Raw genomic sequence first — 18862 nt, 5'->3', positions numbered from 1 at the left:
TGTGACTTGCCACATATCAAAATAACAATCAATCATGTTTGTTTTTTTTTGAAACCATGTAATTATAGACCACAATAGCAAGAGGAGGACGGTCAATGAGTTTCGATTTTCGGCTCTGGGATATTCACACAGGCGCGCATCATCCTTTCAATGATCGAGCGCCCAGAATCGACAACGGAACTGGGCGGCCTGACCCGAAACGTTACCATGGCGCAGACTATAAGGACGCTGAATGGAACCGGATGTGGACGCAAACCTGGTTGCTCGCTGGCCCAATTAGTGACCTTCGCGAAGATGGGGATTTTGTCCGATTCGACATTGCCGATGAAAGCTTCATTGTGGTGCGGCAAGAGGATGGAAGTTTAAAGGCGCATTACAATGTTTGCCCCCATAGAGGGAGCCAGTTGATCCTTGCCGATTTCGGTTCGGTTGGGAATTTCACATGCCCCTTCCACAGCTGGCAATTCGACCTAGACGGCACCAATACAAAAGTGACGGACGAATTCTCATTTCATCCTGATACTTTGTGTCATGACCGCAATCTTACCCCAGTACGTTGCGAAGAGGTGGCTGGCCTTGCCTTCATATCTCTCTCAAACAATGTACCGCCGCTTCGCGAATGGCTTGGCCCAGTGGCGGACCACCTAGAGTCCTACGATATTGCTGCGATGAATGTTATTCAGCATAAGCAAACTGAATGGGCAGCGAATTGGAAAGGCGGCGTGGATGCCTTTTATGAGATATATCATCTTCACGCTGTTCATCCCGAAACGCAAGGTGTCATGGATGACCGAACGCAGATTGACCTTTATCCCAACGGAATGAGCCGTCAGTTCGTGCCATTTGGGCAACCATCGCCCCGGTTCCCCGATCAACTAACCGTGAATGAGGGCATCAAGATGATGCTGCGCGATGCAGGTATTGATCCAGATTCATTTGCAGGCACCGCCCAAGACAGCCGCGCTGCAATCCAAGTTGCAAAGCGCGAACGCGCTAAGCGGTTTGGTCTCGACTATGACAAATTCAGTGATACCCAATTAAGTGATTCAACTATTTACGGCATCTTTCCTAATGTGCAGATCGGATGCCATCCTGAAGCAGTATTCATCCATCGGTTCTTGCCGCATCCAGAAGATCCGAATCGGTTCATCTATGACACCTGCATTCTTTTCGCACACGTCGATGCGCCGGGCTATGGTCCCCCGGCCTGGATGGGATTAGCCGACGGAACTGACACAACTGGGATGACGCGCCCTGAGATAGAACGTGTTCCGCTTGGCGAGCCGCCTAATCTCGGGCAGGTCTTGGATCAGGATTCCGAGCTATTACCGATTGTTCAAAAAGGGTCGCGTTCGCGCGGATTCCGCGGGCCGATTTGGAGTGAGCAGGAAGCAAGGCTACGCCACTTCCACGCAGAGCTTGACCGTTATATTGATGGAGAGATTTAAAAATGAGCTGGACCTTCCTTTCACGCTTTAACGTCAAGGCAGACCGAGAAGCAGAATTCTTGTCGCTAATACCACAAATGGAAATGAACGCCGCCGAGGAAATCGGAACCTTGGCATATAAATTTTATCGCCTTGATGCGCCGCATGCCTTCGCAGTTTTTGAAAGCTTTGTGGATGAAGCTGCTGATCAAGCCCATCAGGCCAATCCCGCGAGCACGGACATCATAGCAACCATGATCGAGTGTATTGATGGAACTTATGTCCGCGAATATCTGCTCCATATAACGCCATGACACATATTTACACTCTGGGTGAGCTGTTGCGGAACGGAGCCTCTCTCCGCCCGCAAGAGATGGCCCTTATCTTTCCGGACCGGCGCACAAGCTACGCTGATTTAAATGACCGAGCACGCCTTTGGGCGGCGGCGCTCATCGCGCGCGGCGTTCAGCCGGGCGATCATGTAGGCATCTTGCTGACAACTCGCCCTGAATTTGTGGAAGCGCTTTTCGGCATTGCGATGGCCGGAGCCGTTGCTGTACCCGTGAACGCCCGATACCAGCCCGGAGAGCTTGCATTTCTTGTCAGAGATGCGGACTTGGTTTGTCTTATAACCACAGGCCGTGTGGCTGATTCACTAGATTTCAGTGAACGGCTGATGGCAGCACTCCCATCCCTTGCGGCCGCACCAGATCCCGAGAACTTGTCACTTGGAGAAGCGCCGAAGCTCCGGTCAATTATCTGCGTCGACGAGCCTTGCCCAGCGAGCTTAGTGTCTGCAGCCACTGCGCTTGTCGCCAAACCGCTACCTACTCAGATATCACACGAGATTGATGTTCGGATCGATGCCGTTGATCCTCAGAGCATAGCCATGATCCTCTACACATCGGGGACAACAGCCAACCCTAAGGGCTGCCTGATCCGCCACCGAGGAATTGTCGGGAATAGCCGTAATCTGGGTCTGCGCTACGAAATGCAGCCGGGTGACAGATTCTGGTCGCCGTTGCCTATTTTTCATATCGCCGGAATTCTGCCTCTGGTGTCAATTCTCGACATTGGCGGCGCCTACCTGACAATCCCCAATTTCGATGCCGGTGTCGCGCTGTCCATGCTCGAAACTGAAAAGGCCACGCACGCTTATCCATGCTTTGTAACCATTATGCAGGATCTGATCGAACATCCAAAATTTACTAAAACAGATCTGTCTAGCGTCCGCCTCATGAATGCCAATTTTGGTGTGCAGCCAGACTGGATAAGAGATGCGATGGTCAAAGCGATGCCGCAAACGATCATGGTTGGAACCTATGGCCTAACCGAAGGCTCCGGTACGATCTGCACAAGCCGGACCACCGACTCCTGGGAAGCCCGTGGCTGGAGGCTGGGAGTGCCTCTTGATGAATGGGAGGTCCAGATCGTTGACATCGAAACTGGCAATGCTTGTGGCTGTGATGAGAAGGGTGAGATCATCGCTCGTGGGCCGAATATGCTTGCCGGATACTATAATGCACCAGAAAAAACTGCCGAAGTCATTGATGCAGATGGTTGGTTCCATACGGGCGACATTGGTTCATTTGATGCGCAAGGGCAGATCATGTTTCACGGCCGAACCAAGGACATGCTAAAAGTCGGTGGGGAGAATGTGGCTGCAGCAGAGATTGAAGCGGTGCTACAGTCGCATCCAGCAGTCAAGTTGGCGCAAGTCACCGGCATTCCGCACCCTCGCTATGTCGAGGTACCGGCAGCCTTTGTAGAACTAGGTGACGGCAACAACACCAGCGAGGCAGAATTGATTGCACATTGCACCGGCAAGCTGGCCGGCTTCAAACTGCCTCGTCATGTCTGCTTTGTGACCGAATGGCCGATGTCAGCGTCCAAAATTCAGAAATTCCGCCTACGTGACATGCTTGTCGCCAAACTCAAGAAAGCCTAAATCTATGCGCAAATCATTCATCGCAAAACTGGTAGCCAAGCCTGAAAAAGCCGCCGATCTCGAAGTGCTGCAGACGGAACTGCGGCAACTTGTCCACGCCCATGAGCCAGATTGCGAAGTCTATGAATTGTTCAAGGCGGCAGACGAACCCTTTACCTATTTCTGTATCGCGACGTTCAAATCTGAAGCGGCATTCGATCATCACATGGGTATCGACTTCCACGATCGCCTTGTCCCTCCTATCCTTGACTGTCTGGCGCAAGAGATGGTCCTGAGCTTTCACGAAGCCGTCTGACGAGCAGTGAACATGAAGATCGTGCCGAAATTGCATCAAACTGACCCAAGTAAACGAGCCTGTGCTTCCGTAGTGCCCTCGTCGCCAACGCAGCAATGGCTCAAAAGTGCCCAGACCAAGAAGCGACTGATAGAAGGCGCCATTCGTTGCATCGTGAAATTCGGCTATTCGAAAACGACCACCTTACGCGTTGCTTCAGAGGCCGGTCTATCTCGCGGTGCGATGCTCCATCATTTTGAAAACGGCGAAGCGCTGATGCGTGCAGTGATTGCCGAACTAAATGATAAGCGCTTGCGGGCGATCCGGCGCACTGGCGATATCTCCAGCCGGGGTGTCCACGAAGTCGTCAGGGCCTATTGGAATCAGCTTTCTAGCTCAAGTTTTACCGCATTCCACGAACTGTCGATTGCCGCGCGGACCGATCAGGGGCTGGCCCAGATACTCGAACCTGCACAAGCTGAATTTCGCGAGCGGCGATATGCCCTGTCCATCGAGGCTTTCCCCGAATGGCAAAAAAACCGCACGAATTTCGATCTTGCACTTGCGTTGTCGCAGCAAACGATTGAAGGCATGGCTATCAACCGCCTCGTCCATGGTCTGGACGAGGCGATGGTGGAACCGTTACTGAGCAATCTCGAACGGCAGATCCAGGAACTTAAGCCACCTGCCGATTAGTCGATTACCCAGTCGTTCAACACCACTACCAGCATGGGCAGGCTGACACTCAACATTTTGCTGTCCTTTGCCCAGTTTGAACGAGAGGTTACTGGCGAGCGCATCCGCGACAAAATCTATGCCTCCAAACGCAAGGGCATTTGGATGGGTGGCCCAGTTCCGCTGGGGTACAACGTCATCGACCGAAAGTTGGTGGCCAACGAGGTCGAGGCCAAGCAAGTCCGACAGATCATGCAACTTTACCTCAAAGCAAGTTCAGTTCCTGAACTGGTCGACGAATTGGCCAAGAACGACAGCCATACCAAAATACAGCAGCGCAAAGATGGCGGGACGAGAGGCGGGGTCCACTTCAAGCGCGGTAATCTTTATCACCTTCTGTCCAATCGTATCTATCGCGGCATGACCGTGCACAAGGGTGAAGCCTTCCAAGGCGAGCATGAAGCCATCGTTGCTGAAGAGCTGTGGGACCAAGTTCAAGTCAAATTGGCAAATCAAGGGCAGGGCGGCAGTTCGCGGAAGGTCAGCGCCAGAACAGGCGTGCTGGCTGGGCTGATTTACAATGCGGAAGGAACACCGATGGTTCTGACCCACACTCAGAAAGGTAATCGAAGGTTCCATTATTACGCTAATCGATACGAAGCCTTGGGAGACTCTAATGCCTCGCGTGTGAATGCCCGGGATATTGAGGACATCGTCGTTGGCCAACTCTCGCAAACATTGGCACTAGGCATTCAGGTACAGAGCGTTTTGCTCGACGGTACGTACACAGCCGGCCAACTCCACAACGCAATATCGCGATGTCGCCAGCTAGGAACTGAACTCACAGCAGCAAAAAATATCCGGAAGCCGGCCATCATTCGAAATGTGCTCGACCGTGTCGAACTGCATGAAGACCGAGTGGTGATCAAAATCGATAACAGGAGTTTACTCAATGCCATTGGTGCGGAGGGGGCGATCCAACCTTCAAGTAGCGACCTAATTATCGAACGCGAGGCCATAAAGATGCGTCGCGGGAGGGCGCTCAGGCTGATCATACCCGCCACCTCGGCAGGTGAAGGCATGTCTTTGCGCGATGACAAGCTCGTTACGCTCCTCGCCGAATCCAGCGAAATCATGAATCAAATTATGACGAAGACCGATAAATCAGTGCCGACCCTCGCAGCCGAGCAAGGTCGTTGCCGTGTTCGAATGATGAAGGTTGCAAAGCTTGTCTGCCTTGACCCCTATATTGTCACCGCAATTGTGGAAGGTCGACAACCATTGAATCTCAGCCCAAGCAAACTTCTTGCCGCCGATTTACCGCTAGCATGGCCAGAACAGAGGCGCGTCCTCGGGTTCAGCTGATACCCAGCGTAAGCTAAAAGAAGTCTGTTTTTTGGGCCCGTGAGACCGGCCCTATTTTTTCGTCAAACGGTCTCACAACAGAGACAGCTTTGGCTTCTGCACAAATTTAGGGACCGCCAAGGCCCGCAGAACTCGGCTGCTTGTCGCACCCGACGACAGAAGTCTCTGGAAAGGTGTGATTTCGGGGACTGCGTGGCGCGCCCTACAGGAGTCGAACCTGTGGCCTCAAGATTAGAAGTCTCGCGCTCTATCCAGCTGAGCTAAGGGCGCGCGCTTCCTACGCAATAACGGCTTTGCGCGCGAACGCAAAGCTGCTTATGTCAATTTATGCAAGACACACCAATTATCGCCCGAAGCGCAAGCGATCTCACTGGCCGCCAGTTTCGCTATTATGATTTTGTCATGGCGGCCTTTGTCGCCATTTTGTTGCTCTCGAACATTATTGGAGCGGCCAAGCCCGCGGCGCTGACGATATCTGGTGAGCAATGGATTTTTGGTGCTGGGATATTATTCTTCCCCTTAGGCTACGTCATCGGTGACGTGCTGACCGAAGTTTACGGCTATGCCCGCGCGCGCCGTGTTATCTGGGTTGGTTTTGCGGCGCTGCTCTTCATGGCGTTTATGAGTTGGGTTGTCGTTGCCCTGCCGCCTGCACCTGGTTGGGACGGGCAGGCCGCTTATGAAAGCGTTTTTGGGCAGGTTTGGCGGATCGTCATTGCATCGATCGCGGCATTTTGGGCAGGCGAGTTTGTAAACAGCTATGTCATGGCGCGGATGAAGATTTGGACCGCGGGAAAGCATTTATGGTCGCGCACCATTGGCTCGACGATTGTGGGGCAGGGCATCGATAGCCTCATTTTTTATCCGCTGGCTTTTTGGGGGGTGTGGAGCAACGAGCAGGTTATCAGCGTGATGATTACCAACTGGTTGTTGAAAGTGGGCTGGGAAGTTGTACTGACGCCCGTCACTTATGGCGTTGTGGGCTGGCTAAAGCGTAAAGAAGGCGTCGAGATTTTTGACGAGGGAACGGATTTCTCGCCATTTAAAACAAAAGTTTAGGATGTCATGCAGGACCGTTTACAGCTTCTGGCCGAACATTGGGTCAGCTATAAAATCTGGCTGATTGAAACAGTCGGGCTGACCAATGATGCGATGCATGTTCATGGGTCGCTTTTGATTTTATGTGTGTCGGCATTGGTGTTGCGGCGAAGGCCGGATAGCCTGTGGTGCTGGTTAATTGTTTTTATTGCGGAGTTGTTCAACGAATATGCAGATTTGCGGGGTTCTGCACCCGGCGAGGCTACAATGGACGCGGCCTTGCATGATATTTACAACACTATGTTTTGGCCGACGGTGATCTTGATATTGGGGCGTTTCTTATTCCCGCGAAAGCGAGCGACGTTTGCCAGCCCTACAACAGCATCAAGCGATTTGCCGCAATAGCCCCTCGAACAAGCGACGTCCGTCTGACCCGCCATGGACGGCTTCGGTCATGCGTTCGGGGTGTGGCATCATCCCCAGTACATTTCCGCCTGTGTTCAGCACGCCCGCGATGTTGCGCGCTGAACCATTGACGTTTTCGGCGTAGCGGAAGGCGACACGGCCATCGCCTTCAAGCCTATCAAGCGTATCGCTGTCGGCGAAATAATTGCCGTCATGATGGGCAACGGGAATTTGTACCTTTTCACCAGTTGAATAGCCGTTGGTAAAAACGGATCGATTGTTTTCGACTGTCAGGCCGACCGTGCGGCACACGAAGCGTATCCCCGCATTGCGCATAAGTGCGCCGGGCAACAGACCTGCCTCTGTCAAAATTTGAAAGCCGTTGCATACGCCCAGAACGGGCACGCCGCGTTCCGCAGCCTGTATCACTGCCTGCATAACCGGCGAGCGCGCCGCCATGGCACCGGAACGCAGATAGTCGCCGTAAGAAAAACCACCGGGAATAGCGATAAGATCTAGTCCGTCAGGCAGTTCGCCAGCGCGGTGCCAGACCAAAGTTGTTTCGGCGCCGGTGATATCGCGAATGGCCACGGCCATGTCACGGTCGCAATTGGAACCCGGGAATTGGATAACCGCGGCGCGCATCAGGCCTGCTCAATCTCGAAATTCTCAATAACCATATTGGCCAGTAGCTTGGTGCACATCACTTCCAAGTCAGCCTTTGACACGCCCGGCTCATGTTCAATTTCGATCAGACGTCCAGCCCGTACGTCATGAACGCCCGAAAAGCCCAAGCTTTCTATGGCGTGATGGATCGCTTTACCTTGCGGGTCGAGCACACCGTTTTTTAATGTTACAAAAATGCGCGTTTTCATACGACCCGTCCAATTGTCAGTTTCCGTTTCTATAGAAGCCGCGACGTGCGATTCAAGCGTAAGCTAACGCCAATTGAAATTTAACGCGGCTTGGAAAGCCTAGTTTAGGGCATAATATAACAAGCTAATATTTAACATTAGAAAAATCAATATATACCCGATTTAGGCGCAATCCAATTGCGGCATCGCCATGTCATCTGACATAGCCGCCGTCCAACAAAGTTGAGTGGATAAAATGAAAAAAACGGCACGGGCGGTAGTGATTGGTGGCGGCGTTGTAGGCGTGAGCACCTTGTATCATCTCGCCAAAATGGGATGGAGTGATGTTGTCTTGCTGGAGCGCAAGGAACTAACATCAGGGTCAACATGGCATGCTGCCGGGCTTCTGCCGTTATTCAATCTCAGCTATTCCGTCGGCAAGTTGCATCAATATTCGGTGGCATTGTACCCCACTTTGGAGGCCGAAACCGGTCTGCATGCGGGATTGTCGCAAGTCACAAACATCCGACTGGCGACAACCAAGGACCGGATGGATGAATATCATTATTACGCCGGCGTCGCCCGCACTATTGGCGTCGATGTAAACTTCCTAACGCCGGAGCAGGTTAAAGAAATTTGGCCGCTCGCCAATATGGACGGCGTCATTGGCGCGATTCAGCATCCCGATGACGGCTATATTCAGCCAGCAGATTTGACGCAGGCGCTGGCGAAAGGCGCGCGGCAGCGTGGAGCAACGATCTATCGTAACACAACGGTTACTGGCATCACACAGCAACCCAATGGTGAGTGGCTGGTCTCGACGGATCAGGGCGATATTGCGTGCGAGCACGTCATATCCTGTTCGGGCAACTTCGCGCGGCAAACAGGGGCGATGGTTGGTTTGGATATTCCTGTCATCCCGGTGGAGCACCAATATTTGGTCACCGAGCAGCATCCCGAAATCATGGAGCGTAAAAAGGCTGGCCTTCCCGAAATGGGTGTGCTGCGCGAGTCTGACGCCAGCTACTATATGCGTGAAGAAGCCGGCGGCCTGTTGCTTGGGCCCTATGAAGTTGGCGCGCCTGCTTGTTATGTCGATGGTCCCGCAGCGAACAGTGAATATGAACTGTTTCCCGATGCGCTCGAACGGCTTGAGCCTTATATTGTTGCGGCCATGAACCGCGTGCCTGCTTTTGGTGAAGTGGGCATCAAGAAAGTCTATAATGGCGCGATTGCCTATACGCCCGACGGGTCGCCGATCATCGGACCGGCATGGGGCCTCAAAAACTTCTGGTTGAACGAAGGTCACAGCTTCGGGATCACGGCCGCTGGCGGCGCGGGTTGGCAGTTGGCCCATTGGATCGTGGACGGCGAACCCACCATCGACATGATGGGCGTCGATCCACGCCGTTTTGGCGATTATGCGGGTCGCGGCTTTCTGGTCGAAAAGAATGAGGAGGCCTATGCCAAGGTCTTCACCGTGCATTATCCAGATGAAGAACGCGAGGCAGGGCGGGCATTGCGGCGCACGCCATGCTATGATCGGATGAAGGCCCTTGGCGGGGTGTTTGGTAGCGTGTTCGGTTGGGAACGTCCTAACTGGTTTGCACCCGCTGGCTATAGCTTAAGCGAAGCCGATCTCGACAAGCCTGATGTGTTGTTGAATGACAATCATCCTGTCGTACCCGGCGAGCCCATCCGTGAAAAATGGTCGTTCCGCCGCTCCAATTATTTTGAACATGTCGGCAATGAATGCCTGCGCGTGACGAAGCATGTCGGCATTCAAGATATGAGCGCCTTTGCCAAATGCGAGATATCCGGCCCCGGTGCGGAAAGTTGGCTTGACCAATTATTGACAAATGCGGTGCCGAAAAAGGTTGGCCGCGTGACCTTATCCTATCTGCTCACGCACAAAGGCGGCGTGCGCAGCGAGTTCACGGTCTACAAAGCTGCGCCGCAGCGTTATTATCTGGTGTCGGCAGGGGCATATGAGCGGCATGACCATGACTATCTGAAAAAGGCCATGCCCAAAGATGGTTCAGTTAACTTCGAACGGCTGACAACATCCATGGGCGTTTTGGTACTTGCTGGCCCTCGGTCACGCGACGTGCTCGCGAAGCTTACCGATACTGATCTGTCTAACGATGCCTTCCCATGGCTGACGGGTAAGAAAATGAGCATTGGCCTTGCGCAAGTCGACGCGTTGCGGGTCAACTTCATTGGCGAGCTGGGTTGGGAAATCCACCATCCGATTGAAATGCAGAATTATATTTTTGACAAATTGATGGAGGCGGGAGCCGCATTTGACATTAAGCCATTTGGCATCCGCGCGATGACGTCGATGGCGCTAGAAAAAAGCTACAAGCTTATCCCGCGCGAATTGTCGGTTGAATATTCTGCGTATGAAAGCGGTTTGGACCGTTTCATCAGCCTGAAGAAACCCTCCTTTTTCGGACGGGAAGCGTTGCTTGCGTGGAAAGAAAGCGGCAGCGCTAACCAGTTGGTAACGATGGAAGTGCATGATGTTACCGATGCTGATGCGCGCGGGTCGGAGCCGATTTATCATGGAGAAGACATTGTTGGCCGCGTGACATCGGGTGGCTATGGCTGGCGCGTCGGTAAGTCACTTGCGCTTGCAATGGTGCGGCCGGATTTGGCAGTGCCCGGTGCAGAATTGGAAATCGTAATTTTGGGCGTTCGCCACAAAGCGACGATCATAACAGACTCGCCATTTGATCCTGATAACTTGGCATTGAGAAGCTAAGCCCATGTCGCACTTCGCACCGATCGCCAACTGGCTTTCCAATGACCGTAAAGGCTACACACTGCCGCGTGGCTTATATGTCAGCGATGAAGCGTTTGCATTCGACACGCAGGTCATGCTCAAATCGGTCTGGTTATATGCCTGCACCGTCGCCCATGTGAAAAATCCGGGTGATTATTTTGTGTTCGAACTGGCGGATAACTCGATCATCATCGTGCGTGGACGTGACAATGAGGTCCGGGCATTTTGGAATAGTTGTCGGCATCGCGGGGCCAAAATCTGCCTCGAGCAGCGGGGTCGTGCGCCACGTTTAATGTGCCCTTATCACCAATGGACCTACGGTCTTGATGGAAAATTATTGGCCGCGCGCAGTATGGCAGAGGATTTTGACAAGGCGGACCACGGCCTGGCGCCGGTGGCGCTGGAAAATGTCGGCGGGCTGATTTTCATCTGCTTGAATGACAATCCGCCGCCGATTGATCGTGTAAAGGCAGACATTGCCGATCAAATCGCGATGTATGACCTCGAAAAGCTGAAGGTCGTCGTCCAAGACAATTATGTCGAAGATGCCAATTGGAAGTTGGTTATGGAAAATAACCGCGAATGTTACCATTGTGACGTGGGTCACCCAGAATTGATCAGCGTCCTAGGAACGACAGGTTTCGGCAAAGATGCACCAGCCGATGATTATCTGAAAGCAAAGCGTGCAGAATGGCAGGCGTTGGGCATTGACCGTGACTTGATAGAATTTCCCGATGGTTGGTGGCATCGCGTTGCGCGTCTGGCATTGGCAAATGGCGCGGTGACGCAATCGATTGATGGCAAGCTTGCGTGCCAGAAATTGATCGGCCCATTTACAAAGCCTGAAACGTCGAGCCTGTCCGTTTGGACTCAGCCCAATAGCTGGCATCATTTCTGTTGCGACCATGTTGTCACATTCTCGCTGACACCCATTGGGCCTGACAAGACAATGCTGCGGACAAGCTGGCTCGTGCATGAAGACGCGGTCGAGGGCGTCGATTATGATCCCGACCATCTTGCCGCGTTGTGGCGGGCTACGAATGTGCAAGATGGATATTTCTCTATGGTTAACCATCAAGGCATTGCGAATGACGGCTATGTACAAGGGCCCTATGCTGTCGAGGAAAAGCTGGTTGAGGATTTCAAAGATTTCTATGTCGACCGAGCCAAGGCGGCGTTGAAGGTGGAGACAATATGACGACACTTCCCATATCAGGCTCGATAAAGATTACGGGTGATAGCTGGAAGCCGGGCAAGCGGTCCGGTGAGACGAACCTTGCGCTTATCGATGACCCGCGCGGGTACCGCACGATGGTGACGAAAATTGCCCCCGGCCCCTTGGGAGAGAAGCACGCGCATGACGAGATTGAGCAAATCTACGTCATGGATGGTGATTTTTTTGATGATGATGCCAGCTATGGCCCCGGCGATTTCCTTCTGCGTATGCCAGGTACGATGCATCGGGCAGGCAGCATAAACGGCTGTACGATGCTCATTGTTTACGCTCCTATGGTTGCGGGTGACGCATGACTCGGTTCAGCGCGTTAAGCCTGTTTACCAAAGCGTTTGGCGGGCATCAAAATTGGCCTGAACAATGGCCCGATGCTGCGCCTAAACCAGCCTATGATGCGATCATTGTCGGCGGTGGCGGACATGGTCTTGGCGCTGCTTATTATCTCGCCAAAAAATATGGGATTACCAATGTCGCCGTGCTTGAAAAGGGCTGGATCGGCGGCGGCAATACCGGACGGAATACGACGATCATCCGCTCCAACTATTTATATGACGAAAGTGCGCATCTCTACGACCATGCGGTGAAATTGTGGGATGGGCTTAGTCAGGAGCTCAATTACAACATCATGTATTCCAAGCGCGGCGTCATGATGCTCGCGCATAATGTGCATGACGTGCAAAGTCTTCAACGGCACATTAATGCCAATCGGCTCAACGGTGTTGATAATGAATGGCTGACGCCGGAACAGGCTAAAGCCTATTGCCCGCCATTGAACATATCGCCTGACGCGCGCCATCCGGTCTTAGGCGCGGCGCTGCAACGGCGCGGCGGCACTGCGCGGCATGACTCGGTGGCCTGGGGCTATGCACGTGCAGCGGCTGCTTTGGGCGTCGATATCATTCAGAACTGTGCCGTCACGGGGATCCGCCGTGGCGCAGATGGCGCCGTAGAGGGCGTGGAAACCACGCGTGGCTATATCGCCTCCAAGCGCGTTGGCGTATCGGCGGCGGGCAACACGTCGGTTATCATGCAAATGGCGGGCCTCGACTTTCCGCTCGAAAGCTACCCGCTGCAGGCGCTGGTGTCCGAACCCATCAAACCGACTTTCCCGTGCGTCGTGATGTCGAACACGGTCCACGCCTATATGAGCCAGTCGGACAAGGGCGAATTAGTGATTGGCGCAGGAACGGACCAATATGTCAGCTATTCGCAACGCGGCGCGCTGCACATTGTTGAACATACGTTGGCGGCTATTTGCGAAATTTTCCCGATTTATCGGCGGATGCGGATGTTGCGGACATGGGGTGGTATCGTCGATGTGACGCCCGATCGCTCGCCGATATTGGGTAAGACGCCCGTCCAGGGGCTTTACGTTAACTGTGGTTGGGGCACGGGCGGGTTTAAGGCCACGCCGGGTGCCGGAGATTTGTTGGCCTATACCATGGCAAAAGATGAACCGCATAAGATCAACGCCCCCTTCAACCTCGACCGGTTCCGCAATGGGCGATTGATTGATGAAGCAGCTGCAGCAGCGGTGGCACATTGATATGATCCTGATCCACTGCCCTTATTGTGACGAGAAGCGTCCGGAAATTGAATTTGCCAATGCAGGACAGGCGCATATTACGCGCCCGCTTGACCCATCGGGTCAAAGCGATGCGGATTGGGAGACTTATTTGTTTATCCGCGCCAACCCGCGCGGACGCCACCATGAACGCTGGCGCCATGTCCATGGATGCGGCCGTTTCTTCAACGCCGTGCGCGATACCGTGACCGATAAATTTGAAACAACCTATAAAGCAGGGGAGCCACGCCGATGAGTGGCTTTCGCCTTGAATCTGGCGGGCGCATCGACCGTAGCCAGCCTGTTCAATTTAGCTTTGACGGAAAAAGCTATCACGGCTTTTCTGGTGACACTTTGGCGTCGGCGTTGCTCGCCAATGGTGTCATGCTGTTCGGCAGATCCTTTAAATATCACCGTCCGCGCGGTTTGGTTGCAGCGGGCAGTGAGGAGCCAAATGCCCTGATTTCGGTCGATCGCGGCCCAGGGCGATTTACCCCCAATTTGCGCGCAACGGCTGTTGAAATTCACGATGGGCTAAAGGCGTTCAGTCAAAATCGTTGGCCATCTTTGGCAATGGATTTCGGTGCGATCAACGACCGGCTGGGCATGTTTTTTCCGGCAGGTTTTTACAATAAAACATTCATGTGGCCGCGTTCTTTTTGGGACAGAGTGTATGAACCTGCCATTCGTAAAATGGCAGGGCTTGGCGATGCGCCCACGGCCGAAGATCCCGATGTTTATGCGTCAACTTATGCCCATTGTGACCTGTTGATTATTGGGGCAGGACCCGCAGGTATCGACGCCGCACTTGGCGCGATGGATACGAATAAGCGGATCGTCCTGATTGATGAGCAGGATGAATTGGGCGGCGGCGCTTTGGCTGACCCTGCATTATGGCCCTGGCTGGAGCGCAGCGTTAAAGCATTAGCCAACGCAGCCAATGTTACGATCCTAACCCGCACGACGGCATTTGGTTATTATCACGACAATTTCATTGGCGCGGTGCAGCGGCTGACCGATCATCTTCCTGAAAACGAAGATGCGCCGCGCGAGAAACTCTGGCGCTTCAGGGCGGGTGAAGTGGTGCTTGCGCAAGGCGCTATCGAACGACCGCTTGTTTTTGACGGCAATGATACGCCCGGCGTAATGCTCTCGTCCGCAGCAAAGGTTTATGCCAATCGGTTCGGCGTGGCGGTTGGCAATGCGCCAGCGTTAATGGCATCGCACGATAGCGGTTGGCATGATGTGTTTGCGCTGGCCAAAGCGGGCATTGGCATTTGCGCCATTATCGATGTCCGTGAAAGTGTAGACACCGCGTTGACGCTCGAGGCGGACCGTCTGGGCATCCCGGTTTACCTGAACCATGGCGTGGTTGGTGTGAACGGCCGGCACGGCGTCAGTTCCGTCGACATCTGCGATTATACTAATCAACGGGTGCATCGCGTGGATACTGACGCGCTGTTAATGGCGGGGGGCTGGACGCCCAGCGTGCATTTATGGTCGCACAGCAAGGGCAGCCTGAAATGGCGCGATGACCTGGGCGCTTATGTCCCAGATGTCCCCAATGAAAATGTCCAATGTGTTGGCGGATGTTCGGGCGATTGGGATTTTGGCACGGGTGCCGTTATCGATATGTTGCCGACGCCTAAAGACCAAAGCCGCATAAAGGCATTTGTCGATTTTCAGAATGATGTGACGGCAAAAGACATCAAGCTGGCGGTGCGTGAGGGCTTTCGTTCCATCGAGCATATTAAGCGCTACACCACCAACGGCATGGCGACTGACCAAGGTAAGACATCCAACCTCAACGGTTTGCAAATCGCTTCCTCTGCGTTGCATAAGCCCGTCCCTGATATCGGGCTGACTAGCTTTCGTCCGCCTTACACGCCGCAGACATTTGGGGCACTGGCCGGACATGCCAAAGGGGCGCTGTTCCAACCCACACGGACAACCAATATTGATAGCTGGGCGCAAGCACATGGCGCGGTATTTGAGTTAGTCGCGCAGTGGCGAAGGGCCCGTTACTTCCCGAAACCCGGTGAAGATATGCATGCAGCGGTGAACCGCGAATGCGTTGCGGTGCGGTCTTCCGTTGGTATTTTTGATGCTTCAACGCTGGGGAAGATTGAAGTCGTGGGCCCTGACGCCGCCGAATTTCTCAACCGTATGTATACCAATCCGTGGAAGGCGCTTGAGCCGGGGCGGTGCCGTTATGGCCTACTGTTGAAAGAAGATGGTTTCATCACCGATGACGGTGTGTCGGCACGGCTGGCGCCGGATCGCTTTCACTTGACCACGACAACTGGCGGCGCGGCCCGCGTGTTGAATATGATGGAGGATTATCTCCAGACCGAATGGCCCGAGCTTGATGTGTGGTTGACCAGTACCACAGAGCAATATGCGGTCATTGCCCTGCAAGGCCCGAATGCGCGCAAAGTGCTTGAACCGCTTGTGGAGGGCATTGACCTGTCTGCAGAAGCCTTTCCACATATGGCGATCCGTGAGGGCAAGATATGTGGCATAGAAACGCGGCTGTTCCGCGTGAGCTTTACCGGCGAACTGGGCTTTGAGATCAACGTCCCAACGGCTTATGGACGGGCTGTATGGGAACAGTTGATGGCGCAAGGCGCGCAATATGACATCACGCCTTATGGCACCGAGGCAATGCACGTTTTGCGCGCGGAAAAAGGCTTCATCATTGTCGGGCAGGATACCGACGGCACAATAACGCCCTTTGACGCCGGTCTCGATTGGGCGGTGGGTAAGAAAAAGCCTGACTTTGTCGGCAAACGGTCGATGGCACGTCCAGATATTGTCGCGCCGGGGCGTAAGCAGTTGGTCGGACTGCTGACCGACGATCCCAATGTCGTTTTGGAGGAAGGCGCGCAAATTGTTGCTGACCCCAACCAGCCTATCCCGATGACCATGATTGGCCATGTGACATCGTCCTATTGGAGCGAAACGCTTGGCCGTTCGATTGCGATGGCTTTGGTCGCTGGCGGACATGATATGACGGGCGGTACCCTATATATTCCGATGCCGGGCAAGACGCATACCACCAAAGTCAGCGGCGTTGTTTTCTATGACTCAGAAGGAGCACGGCTGCATGTCTGAGGCCCTTATTCGTCAGGAGCCTGTTTCCCAAACCCCCTTTGTAGCAGAGGGTGTTCGTATCAGCCTTGCGCCGCCGATGCAGCGGCACGCGCTGCGGTCACGGAATGCGGAGGATTTGGAACGCCTGTTAATGGTCAAGATACCAACGAAAGTCGGCACATCCAAAGGTGGTGTTATGTGCCTTGGCCCCGACGAATGGTATCTCCGCAGCGCTATTGGCACCGCGATCCCGACAGGGGAAGGCCTGCCCCTGGCCGTTACCGACATTAGCGAACGGTCCATATGTCTGATCGTCGAAGGTCCGCGCGCATCGGAAATATTGATGGCGGGGTGCCCGCTTGATCTCGACCAATTTGCCGTCGGTAGGGCCACGCGCACCATTTATGAAACGGTTGAAATCATCGTCATGCGTGACGCCGAAGATCGTTTCCACATCGAAGTCTGGCGCAGTTTTGCTGCATGGCTGTGGACAGCGATGACAACGGCAGCACGCCATTGACCGACCAGCATCGCACCTTTGGGGGAGGGTTCAATGGCAGATTGGGATAAATCAATAGATCTGGGCAATTACGGCCAGTCCAATCGCGATTGGGGCGGGATGCATATAAACCCAGCCGTATTCTTACCAACTGCATTCATTTCCTTTGCTGTCATATTATTCAGCCTCATTGCGCCTAAAGCGTCTACAGACCTGTTCGCCGCTTTGCGCAGTGGTGCGGTTTCCCATTTCGACTGGTTCTTCATGACGTCGGGCAACCTGCTTTTGCTGTTTTGCGTTGTCGTGGCCGTTTCGCCCTTGGGCAAAATCCGTTTGGGCGGTAAGGGCGCAACGCCAGATTATTCGCGATTGTCATGGTTTGCGATGTTGTTCGGTGCGGGCATGGGCATCGGCCTTGTTTTCTATGGCGTTGGCGAACCAGTTACCCATTTTACCTCGGCCATGGCTGGTGGACCTGCGGCACCATTGGGCGGCGCCGTTGGTGATCCTGCTACCGCACGAAGCATCGCGATGGCGGCCACTATATTTGATTGGGCGCTTCACCCTTGGGCAATCTTCGCCGTCACCGGCCTTGCGCTTGCGGTGTTCAACTTTAACTTCAACATGCCGCTGTCGATGCGTTCGGCATTCTACCCCTTGTTCGGCAAGGCTGTTTGGGGCCGCACAGGCGATGTTCTGGAGGTTCTGGCCGTCCTCGCCACAATCTTTGGGCTTGCGACATCTCTTGGTCTTGGCGCGCAGCAAGCTATGGCAGGGATTTCCTATCTATATGACGTGACGAGCTCGTCTTTGACAATCCTAGCGCTGATTTTCGTGATGGCAGGCATCACCTTCCTGTCGATCCGGGGCGGCATTGATCGGGGCATCCGGATTTTGAGCGAAGTGAACATGTGGGTTGCCTTTGCGTTGCTGATCTTTGTTTTGACGACGGGCTCAACGCTTCAATTGCTTGGCGATCTTGCCAGTAATATTTACAACTATCTCAAATTGCTCCCGGCATTATCCAACCCACTGGGGCGCACGGACACCGGTTTTTATAATGATTGGTCGGTATATTATTGGGCGTGGTGGATGAGCTGGGCACCTTTTGTCGGCATGTTCATGGCGCGTATTTCATTGGGCCGAACGGTGCGTGAATTTATTGCCGGGGCTATGATTTCGCCAAGCTTGCTCGGCATCTTGTGGCTGACCATTTTTGGCGATGCCAGCATTGCGCAGATTGTTGCCGGCAATGGTGCGGACTTGGCCAAAGCATCACTCGACACGCAATTATTTGTGCTGCTGGGCGCTTTGCCTTGGGCGCAATTCACATCTTTTGTGGCGATTGGCCTTATCCTGATTTTTTTCGTGACTGGGTGGGATTCTGGAACTTTGGTCATTGATACGATGACAGCGGGTGGTCGCACCGATACCTTGCTGAAGCAAAAGACGATCTGGTTGGTCGCGGTTGGTGGCATCGGCGTCCTTCTCCTGCTCAATGGCGGTCTGACCTCGCTTCAGGCAGGTGCTATCGCCACGGGTTTGCCCTTGGCCTTTATCTTGTTGGGCATGTGTTTTGGTACATTAAAAGGCTTGCTGGCATTGCATCGGGATCATGTCATCGCCAATGATCTGGCAAAGTGATGCAACTGTGCAACGCCGCTGAAGCATAATCCGTCTATGTCGAAAATGCATGGCATT

At 53.7% G+C, this 18862-nt stretch carries 18 protein-coding genes and 1 tRNA gene; 16 read left to right on the top strand and 3 right to left on the bottom strand.

Annotated elements, in window-relative coordinates:
* Window positions 1-95: 95 nt before the first annotated feature.
* Genes ACILP4_RS00780 through ACILP4_RS00755 form a run of 6 tightly spaced genes read left to right on the top strand, consistent with a single transcriptional unit; the run spans window position 96 to window position 5689 of the window.
* On the top strand, window positions 96-1448 hold the full coding sequence (locus tag ACILP4_RS00780; RefSeq protein WP_395618851.1) for an SRPBCC family protein: 1353 nt from the start codon (window positions 96-98) through the stop codon (window positions 1446-1448).
* Between the two features lie 2 nt (window positions 1449-1450).
* The gene (locus ACILP4_RS00775) at window positions 1451-1741 is read left to right on the top strand and encodes a putative quinol monooxygenase (RefSeq protein WP_395618850.1); all 291 of its coding nucleotides are present in this window, start codon (window positions 1451-1453) and stop codon (window positions 1739-1741) included.
* Window positions 1738-3375 (top strand): class I adenylate-forming enzyme family protein, encoded by a 1638-nt coding sequence (locus ACILP4_RS00770; protein WP_395618849.1) that lies wholly within the window; start codon window positions 1738-1740, stop codon window positions 3373-3375. Before ACILP4_RS00775 ends, ACILP4_RS00770 begins: the two co-directional genes overlap by 4 nt.
* Before the next feature lie 4 nt (window positions 3376-3379).
* Entirely contained in the window at window positions 3380-3670 is a 291-nt protein-coding gene (locus ACILP4_RS00765; RefSeq protein ID WP_395618848.1) for a putative quinol monooxygenase, read from the top strand.
* Window positions 3671-3682: 12 nt separating this feature from the next.
* Window positions 3683-4345 (top strand): TetR/AcrR family transcriptional regulator, encoded by a 663-nt coding sequence (locus ACILP4_RS00760; RefSeq protein ID WP_395618847.1) that lies wholly within the window; start codon window positions 3683-3685, stop codon window positions 4343-4345.
* Between the two features lie 3 nt (window positions 4346-4348).
* On the top strand, window positions 4349-5689 hold the full coding sequence (locus ACILP4_RS00755) for a recombinase family protein (RefSeq protein ID WP_395618864.1): 1341 nt from the start codon (window positions 4349-4351) through the stop codon (window positions 5687-5689).
* 193 nt (window positions 5690-5882) lie between these two features.
* On the opposite strand, the gene ACILP4_RS00750 is transcribed toward ACILP4_RS00755, so the two are convergent.
* Window positions 5883-5959: transfer RNA gene (locus ACILP4_RS00750), tRNA-Arg, on the bottom strand.
* Window positions 5960-6016: 57 nt separating this feature from the next.
* Here ACILP4_RS00750 and ACILP4_RS00745 point away from each other — a divergent pair.
* Window positions 6017-6748, top strand: coding sequence for a queuosine precursor transporter (locus tag ACILP4_RS00745; RefSeq protein ID WP_395618846.1), 732 nt, complete (start codon window positions 6017-6019; stop codon window positions 6746-6748).
* Between the two features lie 6 nt (window positions 6749-6754).
* Window positions 6755-7132 (top strand): hypothetical protein, encoded by a 378-nt coding sequence (locus tag ACILP4_RS00740; protein ID WP_395618845.1) that lies wholly within the window; start codon window positions 6755-6757, stop codon window positions 7130-7132.
* On the opposite strand, the gene purQ is transcribed toward ACILP4_RS00740, so the two are convergent.
* Window positions 7112-7777 carry a phosphoribosylformylglycinamidine synthase subunit PurQ gene (purQ, locus tag ACILP4_RS00735; RefSeq protein WP_395618844.1) on the bottom strand — a complete coding sequence of 222 codons (666 nt, stop codon included), beginning with the start codon at window positions 7775-7777 and terminating at the stop codon, window positions 7112-7114. The genes ACILP4_RS00740 and purQ overlap by 21 nt on opposite strands.
* On the bottom strand, window positions 7777-8007 hold the full coding sequence (gene purS, locus ACILP4_RS00730) for a phosphoribosylformylglycinamidine synthase subunit PurS (protein ID WP_395618843.1): 231 nt from the start codon (window positions 8005-8007) through the stop codon (window positions 7777-7779). Before purS ends, purQ begins: the two co-directional genes overlap by 1 nt.
* Window positions 8008-8242: 235 nt before the next feature.
* Here purS and ACILP4_RS00725 point away from each other — a divergent pair, with 235 nt between their 5' ends.
* Genes ACILP4_RS00725 through ACILP4_RS00690 form a run of 8 tightly spaced genes read left to right on the top strand, consistent with a single transcriptional unit; the run spans window position 8243 to window position 18805 of the window.
* Window positions 8243-10750, top strand: coding sequence for an FAD-dependent oxidoreductase (locus ACILP4_RS00725; RefSeq protein WP_395618842.1), 2508 nt, complete (start codon window positions 8243-8245; stop codon window positions 10748-10750).
* A gap of 4 nt (window positions 10751-10754) precedes the next feature.
* A complete protein-coding gene (locus tag ACILP4_RS00720; protein WP_395618841.1) occupies window positions 10755-11969 on the top strand; it encodes an aromatic ring-hydroxylating dioxygenase subunit alpha in 1215 nt (404 codons plus the stop codon).
* Window positions 11966-12301 (top strand): cupin domain-containing protein, encoded by a 336-nt coding sequence (locus ACILP4_RS00715; protein WP_395618840.1) that lies wholly within the window; start codon window positions 11966-11968, stop codon window positions 12299-12301. The genes ACILP4_RS00720 and ACILP4_RS00715 overlap by 4 nt, the downstream gene beginning before the upstream one ends.
* Window positions 12298-13551 (top strand): sarcosine oxidase subunit beta family protein, encoded by a 1254-nt coding sequence (locus tag ACILP4_RS00710; protein ID WP_395618839.1) that lies wholly within the window; start codon window positions 12298-12300, stop codon window positions 13549-13551. The genes ACILP4_RS00715 and ACILP4_RS00710 overlap by 4 nt, the downstream gene beginning before the upstream one ends.
* Window positions 13520-13825, top strand: coding sequence for a sarcosine oxidase subunit delta (locus ACILP4_RS00705; RefSeq protein WP_395618838.1), 306 nt, complete (start codon window positions 13520-13522; stop codon window positions 13823-13825). The genes ACILP4_RS00710 and ACILP4_RS00705 overlap by 32 nt, the downstream gene beginning before the upstream one ends.
* A complete protein-coding gene (locus ACILP4_RS00700; RefSeq protein ID WP_395618837.1) occupies window positions 13822-16683 on the top strand; it encodes a 2Fe-2S iron-sulfur cluster-binding protein in 2862 nt (953 codons plus the stop codon). The genes ACILP4_RS00705 and ACILP4_RS00700 overlap by 4 nt, the downstream gene beginning before the upstream one ends.
* A complete protein-coding gene (locus tag ACILP4_RS00695; protein WP_395618836.1) occupies window positions 16676-17182 on the top strand; it encodes a sarcosine oxidase subunit gamma in 507 nt (168 codons plus the stop codon). Before ACILP4_RS00700 ends, ACILP4_RS00695 begins: the two co-directional genes overlap by 8 nt.
* Before the next feature lie 33 nt (window positions 17183-17215).
* Complete coding sequence (locus ACILP4_RS00690; RefSeq protein ID WP_395618835.1) at window positions 17216-18805, top strand: BCCT family transporter; 1590 nt, start codon at window positions 17216-17218, stop codon at window positions 18803-18805.
* Window positions 18806-18862: the final 57 nt, after the last annotated feature.

Source organism: Sphingorhabdus sp. (genome assembly GCF_044239045.1).
Classification (GTDB): domain Bacteria; phylum Pseudomonadota; class Alphaproteobacteria; order Sphingomonadales; family Sphingomonadaceae; genus Sphingorhabdus_B.
This window is presented reverse-complemented; position numbering and strand designations above follow the sequence as displayed.